This is a genomic window from Prevotella sp. oral taxon 317 str. F0108 (assembly GCF_000162415.1).
Classification (GTDB): domain Bacteria; phylum Bacteroidota; class Bacteroidia; order Bacteroidales; family Bacteroidaceae; genus Prevotella; species Prevotella conceptionensis.
The window spans coordinates 906,982-923,618 of the sequence record NZ_GG740072.1 but is presented as its reverse complement, the minus strand read 5'-3'; the positions used below and the strand labels follow the sequence as shown (position 1 = coordinate 923,618).

Here is a 16,637-nt window from a genome sequence, read left to right as displayed (position 1 = left end):
AATGAAATGGAAAAGGTCATTAGAATTATTGAACGAGGCGTTGTAAAGGTTCTCCTGTTTCCTTTTGGACGTGAGGAACCCATAGAACTCACAGCTTGCGGGCTTTGCAAGAACAAGATCATTGCAGCTCTTGTCAGGCTGAAATACAGCCAAGAGGAGGTGGAGGCACTGCTGTGCGAATATGTAGCATGCCCCACCGACAAGGCTGCCAAGCAGGCGTTCGACGGGCTGATAGCCTATCGGCGCGAATGCGAGGCGGAAGCCGACAAGTTGATGGAAGAATACGAGAAACTGCAGACTTAGTTCTGCATGGGTTGGGGACAAAAAGCCCCCGACCATTGTTAAAGTAACGCCAATCACTTATAACAAACCGCAGGAGCGTGTGGTCGGGGGTATATCCTCGTCCACGCTCCTGCGGTTATATGTTTATAAGTGATTGGCAATACAAAGGTAATAATAAAATTCAGGATAACAACAATGACACACACAATTTATCAACAAGCACCCCTTCCTTTTATGGGGCAGAAGAGAAAGTTCGTTAAGGCATTTAGGCAGATTTTAAAGAGTTACCCCGACAATGTAACCATCGTCGACCTGTTTGGTGGTTCCGGTTTGCTCTCGCACGTGGCCAAGCGCGAAAAACCGAATGCCACGGTGGTATATAACGACTACGACAACTATCATCGTCGTATCGCTGCCATTCCACGTACCAATGCGCTGCTGGCCCGCATTCGTGAAGTCACCGAGAGTTTGCCACGTGGTAAGGTGATACGCCAGCCGCACCGCGACCGGATATTGGAAATCATTGCCGAAGAGGAACAGCGCGGCTTTGTCGACTACATAACCTTGTCGCCCTCGCTCTTATTCTCTATGAAGTATGCCAACAAGATGGACGAACTCGTCAAGCAAACGTTCTATAACACGGTCCGGCGAAACGACTATTGTGCAGACGGCTACCTCGACGGCCTGACCATTGTGCACAAGGACTACAAGGCCCTCTTCAACGAATACCGCGACAAGCCCAATGTCCTCTTCCTTGTCGACCCGCCTTATCTCTCCACCGAGGTCGGCACGTACACAATGACGTGGAAGCTGGCAGATTACCTCGACGTGCTCACCATTCTCCAAGGGCACGACTACGTGTACTTCACTTCAAACAAGTCACAGATAATCGAACTGTGCGAATGGATAGGACAGAGCCGCATCGACCGCAACCCATTCGAATGTGCGCACCGCGTGGAAGTGAACACCACGATGAACTACAACAGCAGTTACACAGACATCATGTTATATAGGAAAAATGAAAACGATGAACAAATACTACAGCCTGCTGGATAATATATTGTCTGACGGGCACAACCAAACAAACAAGAAGGGCAACATCACATATTTGCTCAACCAGCAGCTGACACTCACCCCGGCCGACCTGCTGGATATATTCGAAAGCCGCAGCATCGCACGGCGCAAGCTGCGCAACGAACTCGACCTGTTCATGCAGGGCGAGCGCGATGTGGCGAAATATCGCAAAGCCGGCATAACGTGGTGGGACTATTGTGGAAGCATACTTGTGAACAGCTACCCGACATATTTCGAGAAACTGCCCGCCCTCATCGCGCGCATCAACCGTGAGAAGCGAACCAGCAAGAACTACGTCCTCTTCCTAGGCTCAACCGACGCCGAGAGCAACCAAGCACCCTGCTTGAGCCTCGTGCAGTTCCAGATAGACGATGGCCAACTGGTAATATCCGCCTACCAGCGCAGTTCCGATGCCAACCTCGGCCTGCCCTCAGACATCTACCACCTCTACCTGATGTCGCGCCAGATAGAACTGCCCCTGAAGTCCATCACCCTCTTCCTTGGCAACGTCCACGTCTACGAGAACAACATCGGCCGCACCCGCGCCCTGCTCGATGGTGACGAAGGCGTGAAGTTCGATCTGAACGTATAGTGGCCTACACGTGGAAACATGATAAAACGGCATCCGAACACCTTTCTAATGGTGTCCGAATGCCGTTTCTTTGTATCACCCAAGAGCGTTTTCGTGGTACGCTTCGTTTTATTTTTGCATACGCTTCGTTTCCAAATTCAGTAACGCTTCGTTTTGCGGATTATAGATTGACGAGGTTTTGCCCGCTAACGTTTTTCCATTGCGCATAATCGGTGTTTCCATTAAACAACGGACTGGCTGCTAACAACAATGTTTTTGCCCTCACGGCTAAAGCCATTATAGATGTCGCGCGCCCCCAATCCTGGTTGTTTTCATAAACAGCGGGAAGATGTTTAGACACATCGAGCAATTCTTTATCTATCCAATCCACCACATTGTCTACGGGTGTTTGTTCCAACATCATCTCGTTTGCAGGATCGGTTGGCGAAACTAATCTGCCCGGCGCAAAGGGTATCGCACCGTAGGCCTCTACCATCAGCGAGTAATAGTAGGCATTAAGAAATCTTACCTCGTTCTTCATCTGCTCCACATAGTCCTGTGTGAGTCCTTCGCTGGGTATCACACGCACATTATTAAGGAATATAAGTCCAGTACGTATGCGCTTAGGCAATTCCACCCAGTAGTTGGCATTCCAGGTCGACGAGGGGTTCCAGTTGCCTGTTGTGTAGGCATAGGCCTCGTTCCATCCATAAGGCGACCACTCAATAGGAATCACCATGTCGTCGCTCATGATGTTGTAGCCCTGGTTAGTCATGTATCCCCACATGGGGCTGGGTATGCCTGCATAAACGCTTGCAAGCCAGTCCTCAGTGCGTATCTTGTCCGAGAATACCATTTCCATATTCAGTTGGTCGTCGGGGCTCTTGTCTAAGAAGTCACAACCAGTCAGGCTGATGAGCGAGCATCCCACAACCGCAGTCGCTATGATTTGTTTAAAGGTTTTCATATTTGTAACTTTAATTGTTGAAATTGAAAGAAACACCAAGCGACACCGATTTCATGACGGGATATTTAAGTCCGTCGTTACTGCCGATTTCGGGGTCCCACATTTTAAACTTAGAGAAAGTGAGAATGTTGTTGCCACGCAAGAAAATTCTACACTCGCGTATCTTTGCGGCATGTGTCCACTGTTCGGGTAGTGTAACACCCACTTCGATGTTCTTTAATCTGAGGAAGCTCATATCTTTAAGCCACCATGTAGATGGTTGTTCATTATTCTTGTATGTTGTTGTGCTCATTCTTGGCCAAAAAACATCTTGTCGGGGGTTGGCCTCAGTCCATCTGCTGTCGATGTTCGACCAGATGTTGCCTGCCCCAATTGATGAAGCGGGAAGCCATGTCTCACCGCCAAGTATGCGATGCGTTTTGCCTACGCCCGAAAAGAACAGGCCAAAATCGAACATCTTGTATCTTACTGTTGCGCCAAAGCCATATACCAGTTGTGGGTCGATTGTCCCCCCGATGGCTGTTTGGTCCAAGTCGTTAATCTCGCCGTCGTTGTTTAGGTCGCTGTATTTGATGTCGCCAGGCCTAAGACTACTTTCGGCACTGTATCTTTGTGTGGCAATACCTTGTTTAAGCTTGCCGTCCGCTTCGAAATCGTCTTTTGTGAAAAGTCTTTCGGCCACCAGTCCGAAGAGTTGAGAAACGGGCCTGCCTGTTTTCGAACGATACGTGCCCTTCACGGCATCGGCTTCGTCTATTTCCACAATTTTGTTATGCGCATAAGTGAAGTTGGCCAATGCAGACACTTCCCAATCTTTACCGAAACGTCTGCGGAAGTTTAACGACATGTCCACACCGCTATTGTCTACCTTTCCAAAGTTAGACCATGCTGCATTAATGAAGCCCGCTTCGGCAGGGACGTTGGTTCGTTTCATGAAAATGTCACTGCGTCTTTCCTTAAATAGGTCCACGCTCAAGGTTATGCTATTGGCCAATAGTCCAATGTCAAAACCTAAGTTTGTTTTTGTAACTTTCTCCCAAGTTAAGTCTGGAACGCCGACGTCGCCCTCGGCACGTCCTAGGCGGTGAAGCAATCTGTCGCTGCCGAAGTAGTATTCGCCATTGTTGGCAATGGTTGATAGGTAGGCAAAACGCCTGCCGTTAATGTTGCTGTTTCCGGCTAATCCCCAACTGGCACGTATTTTAAGCAGCGAAAGCACCTTGGTTAGCCTTTGCATAAACTTTTCTTGCGTTACAATCCAGCCTACTGCCACGGCAGGGAAGAAACCAAAGCGCTTTCCTGGCGCGAAGTTCTCAGACCCATTATAGCCAAAGTTAAATTCGGCCACGTAGCGGTCATCGTAGGTGTACGATGTTCTGCCTGCAAATCCTTGCGTGCGGAAAGGCAAGAAAGAGCCGTCGTCGAAATTCTTGTGATTATATAGCAGCATGGCGTTAACGGCGTGCTTGTTGCCGAATGTCCTATTATAGTTTACCGTTGCTTCTACATACACGCTTTGGTTACCCCACTTGGCGTCTTTGGCATACCCTAAGAAATCTTCACCATTGGCTTGGATGCTCGTTATCAGGTTTCCTTCGTAATCTCTGCCCGTTGCCGGGTGGTAATAGTCGGGATTTTTAGCGCGGGTTACACTATTGGCCGAGAACTTATCGAAGGCATAGGTGAGTTTTAAGCGCAGTCCAGGCGTAACGAATTTCAAATCTTGTTCAATGGAGGTTAGTGCTTCAACATTGCTGTGGTTCAAGCGTTCGTAACCTCTCTGGGTAAGCATTGCCCACGGGTTTTCCTTGTTAATTATTCTAGGGATTTTCCCATCTGCATATACAACAGGGTGTATGTAGGGCGGAATACGCATGGCATAGTAAAAGGCTCGCGAGTCTGAAATGTCGCCCGGCGGTGCGTTGCGCGATTGCAGGTAGCCGCCGATGTTGATGCGTAGAATGGTAGAGCTTGTTATGTTGATGTCTACATTCGACCTCACGGTGTATCTGTCCACCTTCAACGACGAGTCCCATGCCTTAGTCTTGTCTCTGGCCAGAATGCCATTCTCATTATAGTAGCCAGCAACAAGGGCGTATCTTAGAACATTCGATCCCCCATTCACGCTCAATGTGGCACGGGTGTTGTCGGCGTGGTTTTTCGATATAACATTCCACCAGTTTACGTCGGGATACAGTTCGGGGTCGGTTTTGTCGCGATAGTTTCTTAGTGTGGCCTCGCTTACGTATGGTGCCATTCCGTCTTGGCTGTACATTTCGTTTACCAGTTCTAGGTATTTCACACTCCCAACATACTGTGGTATGCGTACGGGTTGGCTTAGGGCATGTTCAAAGCGCACGCTGACCTGCGGCTTGCCTATGCTTCCTCGCTTGGTTTCAACCATAATCACGCCGTTGGCACCCCTTACGCCATACACTGCGCTTGCTGCCGCATCTTTCAGCACCGAGAACGAAGCCACCTCGTCGGGGTCGATGTCGTTAATCGAACGTTCTATGCCATCGATAAGTACCAAAGGTTGCGTGTTTCCGGCAAAGCTACTGATACCTCTAATCCAAAAGTCAGAGTTGTTATTCCAAGGGTCGCCGCTTCTTTGAACGGCGATAATGCCAGGAACCATTCCTGCGAATCCGTTGCTCATCGAACGCGATGATACTAGATTGAGCTTTGAAGGCTCCAGATTGTTGATGGCACCCACAACCGAAGCCTTTTTTTGTGTGCCGTAGCCCACCACAACAACTTCGTTCAAGGCCGACACGTTCTCTTCCAACGCCACATCTATGACGGCAGATTTGGTTACGCGTACGGTTTTCTCCTTAAACCCCATGTAAGCAAAGCGTATTGTAACGCCAACAGTTGGAAGTTGAAGGGTGTAGGTTCCGTTAATGTCTGTGACGGTAGCCACCTGTGGGTTGTCTGCTTGAGAGACCGTAACCCCAATGAGGGCGTCTCCCTTTGCGTCGAAAACGCGCCCTGTAACCTTTGCTCCGCCTTGGGCAAAGAGCTGAGCTTGCATGAAGAAGATGCAAAGTAACAAGAGCAATTGGCGTTTCGGAGCTTGTCTGAACACATTAATTGTCATATTCTATAGGTTTTAATTGTTTCTGTCTTATCGTCCTTTACTTAAATGGTGTGTAGGTTTTGTCCATGCAGTGAAACTGCCAGTGGTTGATTGTTGTTTAAGGACAGGTCTTTGTTAAGGCTATCCTATGTCCCTTTTTTGCGGTTTGCCGCTTGTAAGAGGCTTGCCCATATTCGGTAGAAGGGCTACTAGGCTGCTTTCAGTACTTCTCAATCAGTTTGCCCCTTAGCAATGCAGACGAAGCTTGTTCTTTGTCGATGATGGCTTTCACGGCAGTTAATGATGCGCCCACCAGTTGTTCTAAAGGCTGCTGAATGTACGTGATGGGGCAGTTAAAGAAGTCGAATGCGGGTGTTCCGTCAAATCCAACAAGCCTCAGGCCATTCGTAGGACAGCCTAATTCTAGCAGTGCATACATTCCCGAAAGGGTGATGAGGTTAGTGGTAAATATAAATCCGTCTGTACCTTTATCCATGCTTTCTTTCAAAAGGTAGGCCATGTCTGCTGTTGAAATGTCGGGTTCTATGCGGATGACGTTGCTTTGTGCACTCTTGCCTTTGTCTGCCATAGCCTGTTCGTACCCTCTAATGCGTTCGTGCATGTGTATCAGGTCAATGTCGTAGGCCACGATGGTGGGTTGCTTGCTGCCTTTACCTAAGATGTAAGCGGTGGCTTGGCGGGTGGCTTCAAAGTTGTCGAGTGCCACATAGTTAATTTCCTGATGGGGAAAATACCTGTCGAGCAACACCAATGGTATGCCGCGCGGCACGAGCGAGCTGATAAATGTTTCTGAGTCTTGGCAAGGAACAACTATCAATCCATCCACACCGCGGGCAATAAGGTTTCTGATAGCTTGTTGCATTTTGTCTGCATTCTCATCGGAACTGCCAAAGAATACGGTGTAGCCAAGTTTAGCGGCTTCGTCTTCGTAAAGTCGGGCAAGCGAAGCGAAGAACGGGTTGGAAATGTCTGAAACCACGATACCCAATATCTTTGAACAGCCGTCACGCAGACTGATTGCTGTGAAATTGGGGTTATATTGCAGGCGCTCGGCCATTTCCCAAACACGCTTAGCCGTTTCCTCACCTATGTGATACTCATTGGCTTTGCCATTGAGTACGAACGACACTGTTGTCTTAGAAAGACCTAATGCTTCGGCGATGTCTTTTAATGAGCTGCGTTTGTGAACTGCCATAACTATACCGATTTAGTATTTGTTTTGCAAATGTAGGAATTAATTGTTGAAAGTCCAATATTTCAAACTTAAAATCAAGGGTTAATGCCCAACTTTAACATTTGCTAGTTTCCTTTTGGCTTTAAAAGAGTGTTAGGTGGCATGGCTGGCAGGCTACTAAAGCAGATGTTTTTTGCACCTTATACGCTGTGTTTATGTTTCAAAAATACATCGGAGTCGTCTTGACGTTTAATACCTCTACAAATTGAGAGGAGTATAAGACAGGTCAACTCACGGGCTTATAAACCCACTAAAGCCCAATAACTCTCGAATATATCAATTCACCAACTCACTAAATCGCTAACTCACAAGCTTACAAGCTCATCAACTCTAAAGCTCATCAGCTCACAACCTCACCAGCTCAAAGTCTTAAATTATTATCTTTAATTTTACAAAGTTACTCTGTCATTCCTTTCATTCTAGCGAAATTTTTGGTTGAAAAGTAGGTTAAAAGCCTCTGTTTCTACCCTTTCATGCCTTGCTACTCGTCTATTTTTAAGCATAGCACGTGCATTTTGCACCATTTAGCCTTTCTAGTTTGCTTGCCAACTCATGATTTTTGAGGCCCAATTACCCACTTTTAGCCACCAAAAACCTACTTTTTAGTGGTTATTTTGCCCCTCCTGTCATGTATTTCATGGCTCTAAAAGGTTTTGTTCATACAACTGTTGTGGATGTTTAGGCTAAATCGTCTCGCATTTAGCGGCAAATTGAACTGCATTTAGCACCAAAATACCTTGCGTTTTGCACCAAAACGCACTCCATTTAGCACCAAAACGCACTTCATTTTGCACCAAAACGCACCCTATTTTGCAGCAAATAGCCTCGAAATAGGTGCAAATGGCAACCTATCCTAATAAATATTCATTATGCCGCATGCATATGCTAACCCCTTTTTGCATCAAAACAAACCTTCGCGAGAATCGATTTTTTGCGGCAAGGTGGGCGTTTGGTGGACGAAAAGGGCACTCATAATGTTAAATTTCTTACTAAAAACTAGACAAAGCCGATTTGCGGTGAACACGCGCGGGTGGACAACGGCGCGGAGGGTATTTACGCTTACGGCCGCTAGTGTGAGTGGTTGCAGTACATGCTGCTCGCGGACAATGGAAGCAGCATCATAGAAACGCTGACGTAATCGGCATTGACAAGTGGTTTTCAGCTTGTGTAGACCGCATTGAATAACTTCTGCCCGACAACTTTCTGATTCATTGCCACGTTATGGCACAGACAAATGGTGCAGAATTTCATATTTAATCGTTTCTTTGTTTGGCACGTCGTACATGAGTGGAGAGTTTTTCTTGGTTTTACAGCTCAACGACATAAACTCCGCCCAATTTGTAGAAATGATAGAAGTCAAGGCGACTTCTATTTGATATTATGAGTTGATGACTTTATAACGTTATGACTATTTTGTTTCTAAGTTGATGAGTTGATGTGTTCGGGAGTAATTGGGTTTTCACGTGTTTTATAAGCCTGTACGCTGATTTGTCCAATGCTTCGTACATGAGAGAAACCTTTTTTGGGTGTTGACATCATAAAGATAACAAACACCTCTCTATTTATAGAAATATCAAAAGTCAAAACAACTTTGCTGTTGGTTTGTCAGTCTAGTAATTGTTAGAAGTACAATATCTATAACTTAATGTCTATTGCAAATGTCCTACATGAATGTTTGTTAGCCCATTATTGGCTATAAAAGAACATTTGTTGGTACAACTTGCGGTTTCTAAAGCGCAGGTTTGCTAACGATGGTTGTATATGTGTACCTCGATTTCTTTATCATTAAAAAATGTTTAAACCGTTGGGAAACCTAAATAAATGTAATACCTTTGTGAAAAAGGAGATAATCATGGAACGAATTACACTTGAAAACTTCGAAGCAACGTATGTAGACCCAATCGAAGAGGAACGTATTGACAAATTTGTCTGTGATGAAATGGGCCGCCAAATTCATCGATATATAAAAGGAATGTCGGGTAGCAAAGACATTATGAACAAGTTTGAGGCACAGCTTTCTACGTTGTCGATACCTGAAAAGGAAGTGGCCATTGCCAGATATATCGACCTGAACAGGAAGGTTACAAGCGGACTCGACTTCAAAATCGTGCTAACGAGGGCTATGGCTAACTACTGCGACACGTTCGATTATTTACTAACGCTGGTTAACAATAGGCGAAAGATGGTGTATTACCTTAATCGCATCAAGTCGAAATACCTGCGCTATCACGAAGTTGTGGAGGTAAATGGCAAGTTTGGCATTAATGATAGTGACGGAAATGTGCTTGTTTCGCCCAAGTACGACTTCTTACGCCGTTGCTACACCTATGTAGACGACTTGTGCCTAATGCCCATTATCGCCCAAAAAGATGGTAAGATGGGACTTATTTTGCCCGATGGTAAAGATACGGTTGTGGCAGATTTTGTTTACGACGACATCTGTTTGCGCGACGAATACCCTTATTTTGAGGCGCACCAAGGCAAGAAGAAAATATTGTTGGAAACGAAGTAGGCTCGCAAATTGGCTGAACCTCTTCCGCGTTTAGCCTGCTATTAGACCCAGCATACGGTGAAAAGAAGGATTACTTAGCCTGTATGTTTCCCGCCTTAAAAGTGGGGGAGGGGCTTGATGTTCGATTGGTGCATCTTATTTGTTGGCCGTATTGTTCTGTGTTCGTCTCACACAGAATGGTTTCACTGCTACCGCTTTGTTTTCAGCTAAATGCAAAATTCATTAACGAAAAAGTAGAACCCCCACTGATGGCCATGCTATCAATGGGGGCTCTAACAAATAAGGCAGCGGCGCCATAGACGCATGTGTTGCCTTTTGTGTCCTATTATTTCTTCACAGGTGCAGCTGGAGCAGGCGTGCTTGGTGCAGTAGGAGCTTGCGAACCAGCACCAAAGCCTGGTGTGGTGTTGGGGTTCGTGGTTTGTGTTTCGGTTGCCGATTTTTCGAGAACGCTCGTTTCAGCCAACGATTTGGGTGCAACGTATGCACAAACAACGCTAAACACAACCATAGCAATAGCCAATCCCCATGTGGTTTTCTCAACAACATCGGTTGTTTTACGTACACCCATGATAGAGTTTGACGAAGAGAATTGCGACGAAAGGCCTCCACCTTTCGACTCTTGAATGAGTACAATGGCAATCATCAGCACTGCTGCGATGACGATAAGTACTACAAAAAGACTGTAAATCATTTTCTATTTGTTTTTATTATTTATTTTATTACCTATCTTTTGTTATTCATTGCCAACTGTTAGCAGGGCAGCTATGACGACAACTACTACAAAAAGGATAAAAATCACTTTTCTATTTGTTTTTATTATTTATTATCAATTTCTCTAAGAAACGTATTTGGTCTGCAAAGTAAACATTTTTTTTTGGATAATTCAAATTTAGTCGCCTAATAATTTCAAGCGCCTTCTCAAATTTTCCTTGTCGAATGTATATCTTTGCCAATGTTTCAGTGAAATATCCATCACCTTCTGCCGTTGTTGTAGTTGTCGTATTGTCTTCCACAACGGGCGTAAATTCGGGTTCGTCTTTCAGCTGTATCTTCCCTCCTTCATTAAAAATGAAGTTGTCTATGAGCATTTGCCCTTTCAGTTGTGGGGCCTCTTGGGGCTTTTCCTGTTCCTCCGACTCTATTTCGAGCAAATAAGACACATAGTCTATTGCGGCATCAGCAGGTGTAGGTTTGCGCCGACTTTTCTGCGTTTCCTGCTCTTTGTCTTCGGGCAACGAGTCTAAGAAGTTGTCGATAAGCGATATTGTGCGACTCTCGTTGCCGTCGGTCTGCTCTTGCCGCGTTGTTCGGCGGTCTTCGGTTTTGAGCTTATAGTGTGAGGCCTCAATCATCTCGAACACCACATTGCGGTTGGTGAGATATACCGATGCGCGCCTAAGCTCCTCGTCGAAAGTGGGATCGTGCAGAATATAAAGGTTTTGCAGCATCATCAACCTGGCTGGCTGATAATACGGATGTAGCGCAACGATGCTTCGGAGATCGTATAGCGTCTCCTTGTCTAGCACTTCGGGATGATTGATAAGTTGCGTTAAATTCATCATTTGCGTTGGTTAGTTCTGTGGCTTTACCAATTGGCCACAGTGGCATTGAATATTTGGTCTGTTAGGTCTTTCACCATTTCCCTCACCAACCGCTCTTGTACGGCACTTAAAGGCAAGGTTGTTTCGTATGTTGCGCTAGCGGTGAACTGGCGTTCAAAGTTCTCCTTTTGGTTCTTTGTGTTGGTGAAACGCACGTTAACCGTCATGGAAAGTTCCGTTTGTGCCGAATATCCTTCGCTCGATACCGACTTGTTGCGCTGCGAATATTGCAGAATTTCGCCGTCTATGCGCAGGTCGCCATTTCGTTTAACCTGCGTTAGGCGTGTATGGTTGGCAAAGATGTCCTTCAATTGATTGTTGAACATGGGAGCCATTGGTCCCCATACGTAGCTACTTCGGTTGGGAAATTCGGCAATCTGTATGGTTTTCGTCTTGCTGTAATCAATGCTGGCCCCGTTAAATTTGTACGAAACGGAGCATGCCCACAGCACGCAAGTGCCGAGTACGAGCGTTAATGCCAGCCTATTTACTGCTTTCCAATCCATATTGCTTTATTCTCCTATACAATGTTCGGTCTGATATGCCAAGCTCTATGGCAGCTTTTTTCCTGTTTCCTCCGTTCCTTTCAAGTGCCTTCTCCACCATTTGCCGGCCTAAATCATTTAGGTTTAGGCTTTCGTTGTCGGCTTCGTTTATCTCTTCGGCCTCAGCAAATCCATTTGTAAGGGATGCTTGTTGTGGCGATTGGATGGCGGCTAGGGTGGGGGATGTGTCGTAATTCTTCGTGTTCAATGCGGCGATAGACGAGGAGTAACTAGGCAATTCAGCCCCTAAGGCAACGCTGTCGTCCAGCCTTTTTCTCAGTCCCGACACCTCTCTGCGTAGGTCGCTCACGTTGCCCCGAAGCTCGTAGAGTATCTTATAGAGCACCTCGCGTTCGCTTTCATACGAGTGTGAACCCGTTGAAGACATGGGCGCAAGCTGCGTGCTCTCTGGGTCTTGTGGGATGAACTTCTGCAAGTGCGTGGCATCTATCTCGCGTTCGCGACTTAAAATGGATATTTGTTCAGTGATGTTTTTAAGTTGGCGCACGTTTCCTGGCCACTTATATTTCAGCATCAAGGCCTTAGCGTCTTCCGTTAAAGATATTTTGGGCAGCTTATACTTCTCTGCCATCTGCATGGCGAAAAGGCGGAAAAGCAAGATTACGTCGTTTCCGCGGTCGCGTAATGGTGGCATTTGTATGGGAATGGTGTTCAGTCGATAGAACAAGTCTTCCCTAAATCGCCCTTCGCTGATGGCTTTTCGCATGTTCACATTGGTAGCGGCTACGATGCGCACATTGGTTTTCATGATGCGCTGACCGCCAACCCTGATGTATTCGCCCGTTTCAAGCACGCGAAGAAGCCTTGCTTGTGTGGCCATAGGCAGCTCGCCCACCTCGTCGAGGAATATCGTGCCATTGTTGGCAACGCCAAAATAGCCCTCGCTTTCGCCAATAGCACCCGTGAACGAGCCCTTTTCGTGACCGAATAGTTCGCTGTCGATGGTGCCTTCGGGTATCGAGCCGCAGTTAATCGCGAAATACTTCTCGCGTTTTCTGGGTGAGTTGTCGTGAATAACGCGTGGAATTATCTCCTTTCCTACGCCGCTTTCGCCTATGATTAGTACCGACAAATCTGTTGGCGCAACCTGCATGGCAACGTCTAAAGCATGGTTCAAGGCATCGCAGTTGCCCACGATGTTATACCGTTGTTTTATCTTTTGTAGTTCCGTCGTATTCATAGGAGCAACAAAGTTACGAAAAAATAGCCGAAGAATGGGCAGAAATATAGAAGATTAACGAAATTCGGCATTATTGTTTTAAGTTTCTATGCCTGTTTGCTTGTAAGTTTCTGTGCGTTTAATGCCTTTAAATCTTCAAGTGCCTATAAGTTTGTGAATATTCATTTCGAGCTTTATAATCGTTAAAAAGCATGAAATCAGGCTACTAAGGAGTTGGCAACGACTTTGCAAATAAATCTATTTTTGCAGGTCGGCATTGGGTGTAGAGCGGTCGAACTTAATTAAAAGGAGTCCTAAGCCCGTAAATATCAGCTCCCTTACACGTACAATCAATGCAACAAATATGCCCGAACTAGATGCAATACCCAAGCCCGAGGCTGACATGAGGAACCCTCCTTCGCGTCCGCCTAACTGCAAAGGGATGAAGAAAAGCAGGTTGGCGAAAAGGCTGGTAAAGGCCAATATCAATATACATTGTATGTAATTGACATCGGGCATGATGACTAAGAGGATGAAATAAATTTCTAGTGCAGAGATGATGCGGCAGCTTAGTTCCAGCAATACGGCCGTAACGAAGGTGGTACGGTTTTGTTTGTGCAACGCAGAAATCTGTTGGTCTACTGTGTCTAGCTGCTGTTTGTTCCGCTCGATAAACGATAACGCCCAACGTTTAACAAATGGAATGTGGCTAAGTAGCCGCATTGCCCTGAACGCAAGCCCTTTGCGATAGCCTATCATGAAGAACCAAAGCCCCAAAAAGCAAAACACCAAGCTGGCCAGAACAATGGTTAGGTGGCCAAATGTGAGTGGCTGGGTGATGAAAAACAAGACTATCGAGACAAGCCAAAACCAAAAATGGCTGAAAATATGCGTCATGGCGTAGAGTATAACCGAAGAGGATGCCCGCTCGGTACCAATCTTTGGCGCAAGCGACATGATGCGATAGGGCTCTCCACCCATTAATCCACCAGGTGTAGCGTAGTTTAAGGCGAACCCCGAAACGGTGACTTTGTACAGCCACCAAAAGTTAATGCGCTTGTCGTTTGTGGTTGGATGCGCCGTTTCTTGTCCTTGTCCGGCTTTGATAATGATGTACCATGCCGAGGTGTTGAGCACGTATAACGCCATCCAAAGGGCCAGAACAGCAAAGAACCAATAGCCTGTGTGTTTTAATCCACGCCAAACCTCGGCAAAGTCTAGTTGCGTAACCATGATGCCGAGCAGCACCAAGCCGAAGATGAAAAAGCCGTTTTGATATTTCTTCTTCATCTTTTGTTATTTGGATTGCTGCTCTTCGTTGCTCTCTTTCTTTTTCGTCACGTTGAAACGCACCTTGTCGCTCTCGTCTCTTTTCTCGTGGTAGAGCTTTTTCAGTGGGTTCTTATAGGGCTGGTCGTATGCTTTCCTGTTTCTATATACGTCTAAGGCCAGGTAGATGGCGTGCCTAAACGCAATCTCGTTGCTAACGCCTTGCCCCGCCTTTCCGTCTAATGCCTCGTCATCGGTTGAGGTAACGACGGCCGAAAGTCCTGTGATAAGCCTTACGCCACCCTCGCACGAAAGGGCTTTAAAGGGAATCATGGCTTGGTCGTGATACATGGCTAGCACGGCATCGAATGTGTCGAACTCCCTATTTCCAAAGAAACTGTCGGCTTGATAAGGCCCGAAGGCCGTGTATCCCTCGGCAATAAGTTGCTTGATGGCTGGCGAAATCACCTCTTGTTCTTCCTTACAAGGCTGGTCTTCCAATGTAGGATTCAGGGCCAAGACTGCCACTCGCGGGATGGAAATCATGAAATCGCGGCACAACGAGTTGTGCAATAGGCGCACCGTGCTTTCTATTCGCTCTTTCGTTATTTCGTTAGCCACGTCTTTTATGGCCAATTCACCGGAAAGAGTAGTGATGCGCAAGCATTCGTTGAGCCACATTTCTAGCGTCTCACCCGTTTCGCCTAGTTGTTTGGCAATGTATTGCGACAAGCTAAGGGGGTGTTCTTGGGCGGCGAAGAAGTGTTTTTCGCTTATCGGAGCGTTAACAATGGCGTTTACAATGCCAGCCTTGCAGTCGGCAACAGCCCTGTCTATGGCTTTGCGTGCTAAGGCAGCGGCAGCCTCGTTGGGCGTTCCAAACTCAATCTTTACCTCTTCGTCCGAGATGGCTAGCAAGTTAAGCCGTTCGGGTTTGGCCTCGTTGGCATGCTGAATGATAGAGAAATTAACGTCCAGGTTAAGCGCTTTCTTATGATAAGCCGCAACTTTGGGCGACCCATAGATGATGGGTGTGCAAAGTTCGAACATCTCTGGCGAGGCAAAGGTTTTGAAAATAAGTTCCAATCCGATGCCGTTGGCATCGCCTTGGGTTATGGCTATACGAAGTTTATTGTCGTCCATAGGTTTTTACTTTGTTCTTTATTTATTGGTGTTCGCCGTTGTTTTCTCGGCCTGCAATCTTTTTTGCGGTGCTGAGAAGTCCGCAAGCGGCGAATATGTCTTGTCCTCTGCTGGCTCTGATGGTGGTAAACACGCCATGGTTGGTAAGATAATCCCTAAATGTCTCCATGCGTTTCTCGTCCGAATTGTTCAGGTTTACGTTGGGTATTTGGTGAAAACGGATGAGGTTCACCCTACAATCCAGTCCTTCTACAAGCTTAACCAACTGACGTGCATGAAGTGGCGTGTCGTTTAAGCCACCAAACATGATGTATTCGAACGAAAGCCGACGCTGGTGAGTGAAGTCGTATTGCTTTAAAAGTTCAACAATCTCTTCTATCGACAGGCCTTTTTCGGCAGGCATGATGCTAGCACGCTGTTCGGGTATGGGTGTGTGCATGCTAATGGCCACATGGCAATCGCTTTCGTCGAGAAAGCGTTTGAGTTTACCTTTTACACCAACACTACTTACCGTTATACGTTTCGGACTCCAAGCATAACCATAATCGGCCGTTAGTATTTGCGTTACTTTCAGTACGTTATCTAGGTTGTCCATCGGCTCACCCTGACCCATAAACACGATGTTGGTCAGCTTTTGCCGTTCGGGTAGGGCGTAAATTTGGTTGAGAATGTCTTTGGCTGTTAGGTTTCCCTCAAAGCCTTGCTTGCCTGTTTGACAAAAAAGGCAGTTCATTTTGCAGCCCACTTGACACGAAACGCACAGCGTGGCGCGGTCGCGGTCGGGTATATACACGGTTTCCACAAACTTACCACTCTCTGTTGGGAACAGATATTTTATGGTTCCATCCTTAGAATACTGTGCATCGATAAACTTCGCGGCTCCTATTTCGTAACGTTGTGCTAGCTTTTCCCTATTTGATTTTGAGATGTTTGTCATCTCTTCGATGGTGTCCACGTGCTTGTCATATAGCCAAACGGCCATCTGCTTGCCTGCAAATGCAGGCAGTCCGTTGTCTATGGCAATGGCTTTCAGCTCGTCGAGCGTATGCCCTAGAAGTGGAATCTTGTGGTTATCCATTTATATATTGATGTATAATATGCTGCAATAATCGAAAAAACGTCATGCAAAGTTACTACAATTTCTTGGGATAAGCAT

The 16,637-nt window shown here is 46.4% G+C and carries 14 protein-coding genes; 4 read left to right on the top strand and 10 right to left on the bottom strand.

Going from position 1 to position 16,637, the window contains the following annotated elements:
• Positions 1-6: 6 nt before the first annotated feature.
• From HMPREF0670_RS03305 to HMPREF0670_RS03295, 3 genes are all read left to right on the top strand, one after another.
• Positions 7-303 carry a hypothetical protein gene (locus HMPREF0670_RS03305; RefSeq protein ID WP_009229747.1) on the top strand — a complete coding sequence of 99 codons (297 nt, stop codon included), beginning with the start codon at positions 7-9 and terminating at the stop codon, positions 301-303.
• A 174-nt stretch (positions 304-477) separates the two neighbouring features.
• A complete protein-coding gene (locus HMPREF0670_RS03300; RefSeq protein WP_009229746.1) occupies positions 478-1,338 on the top strand; it encodes a DNA adenine methylase in 861 nt (286 codons plus the stop codon).
• Positions 1,310-1,948, top strand: a complete 639-nt coding sequence (locus HMPREF0670_RS03295) for a thymidylate synthase (RefSeq protein WP_044077855.1) — start codon at positions 1,310-1,312, stop codon at positions 1,946-1,948. The genes HMPREF0670_RS03300 and HMPREF0670_RS03295 overlap by 29 nt, the downstream gene beginning before the upstream one ends.
• 160 nt (positions 1,949-2,108) lie before the next feature.
• Here the strand turns inward: HMPREF0670_RS03295 and HMPREF0670_RS03290 are convergent, their stop codons facing one another.
• The 3 genes from HMPREF0670_RS03290 to HMPREF0670_RS03280 form a co-directional block, all read right to left on the bottom strand.
• Positions 2,109-2,894, bottom strand: coding sequence for a RagB/SusD family nutrient uptake outer membrane protein (locus HMPREF0670_RS03290; RefSeq protein WP_009229744.1), 786 nt, complete (start codon positions 2,892-2,894; stop codon positions 2,109-2,111).
• A 10-nt stretch (positions 2,895-2,904) separates the two neighbouring features.
• The gene (locus HMPREF0670_RS03285) at positions 2,905-5,994 is read right to left on the bottom strand and encodes a SusC/RagA family TonB-linked outer membrane protein (RefSeq protein ID WP_009229743.1); all 3,090 of its coding nucleotides are present in this window, start codon (positions 5,992-5,994) and stop codon (positions 2,905-2,907) included.
• A gap of 199 nt (positions 5,995-6,193) precedes the next feature.
• A complete protein-coding gene (locus HMPREF0670_RS03280) occupies positions 6,194-7,189 on the bottom strand; it encodes a LacI family DNA-binding transcriptional regulator (RefSeq protein WP_009229742.1) in 996 nt (331 codons plus the stop codon).
• A 1,891-nt stretch (positions 7,190-9,080) separates the two neighbouring features.
• On the opposite strand from HMPREF0670_RS03280, the gene HMPREF0670_RS03275 reads away from it, so the two are divergent.
• Positions 9,081-9,740 carry a hypothetical protein gene (locus tag HMPREF0670_RS03275; RefSeq protein ID WP_044077659.1) on the top strand — a complete coding sequence of 220 codons (660 nt, stop codon included), beginning with the start codon at positions 9,081-9,083 and terminating at the stop codon, positions 9,738-9,740.
• A gap of 325 nt (positions 9,741-10,065) precedes the next feature.
• Here HMPREF0670_RS03275 and secG read toward each other — a convergent pair whose 3' ends face one another.
• The 7 genes from secG to rlmN all read right to left on the bottom strand — a co-directional run bounded on the left by secG (position 10,066) and on the right by rlmN (position 16,559).
• Positions 10,066-10,434 carry a preprotein translocase subunit SecG gene (gene secG / locus HMPREF0670_RS03265; RefSeq protein ID WP_009229740.1) on the bottom strand — a complete coding sequence of 123 codons (369 nt, stop codon included), beginning with the start codon at positions 10,432-10,434 and terminating at the stop codon, positions 10,066-10,068.
• Positions 10,435-10,546: 112 nt separating this feature from the next.
• Positions 10,547-11,302, bottom strand: a complete 756-nt coding sequence (locus HMPREF0670_RS03260) for a hypothetical protein (protein ID WP_044077854.1) — start codon at positions 11,300-11,302, stop codon at positions 10,547-10,549.
• 26 nt (positions 11,303-11,328) lie between these two features.
• On the bottom strand, positions 11,329-11,850 hold the full coding sequence (lptE, locus tag HMPREF0670_RS03255; RefSeq protein ID WP_009229738.1) for an LptE family protein: 522 nt from the start codon (positions 11,848-11,850) through the stop codon (positions 11,329-11,331).
• A complete protein-coding gene (locus tag HMPREF0670_RS03250) occupies positions 11,828-13,090 on the bottom strand; it encodes a sigma-54 interaction domain-containing protein (RefSeq protein ID WP_009229737.1) in 1,263 nt (420 codons plus the stop codon). Before HMPREF0670_RS03250 ends, lptE begins: the two co-directional genes overlap by 23 nt.
• A 237-nt stretch (positions 13,091-13,327) precedes the next feature.
• Positions 13,328-14,359 carry a lysylphosphatidylglycerol synthase transmembrane domain-containing protein gene (locus HMPREF0670_RS03245; protein WP_009229736.1) on the bottom strand — a complete coding sequence of 344 codons (1,032 nt, stop codon included), beginning with the start codon at positions 14,357-14,359 and terminating at the stop codon, positions 13,328-13,330.
• A 6-nt stretch (positions 14,360-14,365) separates the two neighbouring features.
• Positions 14,366-15,481, bottom strand: a complete 1,116-nt coding sequence (locus HMPREF0670_RS03240) for a PdxA family protein (RefSeq protein WP_009229735.1) — start codon at positions 15,479-15,481, stop codon at positions 14,366-14,368.
• A 22-nt stretch (positions 15,482-15,503) separates the two neighbouring features.
• Positions 15,504-16,559, bottom strand: a complete 1,056-nt coding sequence (rlmN, locus tag HMPREF0670_RS03235; protein WP_009229734.1) for a 23S rRNA (adenine(2503)-C(2))-methyltransferase RlmN — start codon at positions 16,557-16,559, stop codon at positions 15,504-15,506.
• Positions 16,560-16,637: the final 78 nt, after the last annotated feature.

What these genes read in the sequence shown, in the direction of transcription:
- HMPREF0670_RS03305 (WP_009229747.1), top strand. Translation starts at nt 7, where the DNA reads ATGGAAAAGGTCATTAGAATTATTGAACGAGGCGTTGTAAAGGTTCTC.
- HMPREF0670_RS03300 (WP_009229746.1), top strand. Translation starts at nt 478, where the DNA reads ATGACACACACAATTTATCAACAAGCACCCCTTCCTTTTATGGGGCAG.
- HMPREF0670_RS03295 (WP_044077855.1), top strand. Translation starts at nt 1,310, where the DNA reads ATGAACAAATACTACAGCCTGCTGGATAATATATTGTCTGACGGGCAC.
- HMPREF0670_RS03290 (WP_009229744.1), bottom strand. Translation starts at nt 2,894, where the DNA reads ATGAAAACCTTTAAACAAATCATAGCGACTGCGGTTGTGGGATGCTCG.
- HMPREF0670_RS03285 (WP_009229743.1), bottom strand. Translation starts at nt 5,994, where the DNA reads ATGACAATTAATGTGTTCAGACAAGCTCCGAAACGCCAATTGCTCTTG.
- HMPREF0670_RS03280 (WP_009229742.1), bottom strand. Translation starts at nt 7,189, where the DNA reads ATGGCAGTTCACAAACGCAGCTCATTAAAAGACATCGCCGAAGCATTA.
- HMPREF0670_RS03275 (WP_044077659.1), top strand. Translation starts at nt 9,081, where the DNA reads ATGGAACGAATTACACTTGAAAACTTCGAAGCAACGTATGTAGACCCA.
- secG (WP_009229740.1), bottom strand. Translation starts at nt 10,434, where the DNA reads ATGATTTACAGTCTTTTTGTAGTACTTATCGTCATCGCAGCAGTGCTG.
- HMPREF0670_RS03260 (WP_044077854.1), bottom strand. Translation starts at nt 11,302, where the DNA reads ATGAATTTAACGCAACTTATCAATCATCCCGAAGTGCTAGACAAGGAG.
- lptE (WP_009229738.1), bottom strand. Translation starts at nt 11,850, where the DNA reads ATGGATTGGAAAGCAGTAAATAGGCTGGCATTAACGCTCGTACTCGGC.
- HMPREF0670_RS03250 (WP_009229737.1), bottom strand. Translation starts at nt 13,090, where the DNA reads ATGAATACGACGGAACTACAAAAGATAAAACAACGGTATAACATCGTG.
- HMPREF0670_RS03245 (WP_009229736.1), bottom strand. Translation starts at nt 14,359, where the DNA reads ATGAAGAAGAAATATCAAAACGGCTTTTTCATCTTCGGCTTGGTGCTG.
- HMPREF0670_RS03240 (WP_009229735.1), bottom strand. Translation starts at nt 15,481, where the DNA reads ATGGACGACAATAAACTTCGTATAGCCATAACCCAAGGCGATGCCAAC.
- rlmN (WP_009229734.1), bottom strand. Translation starts at nt 16,559, where the DNA reads ATGGATAACCACAAGATTCCACTTCTAGGGCATACGCTCGACGAGCTG.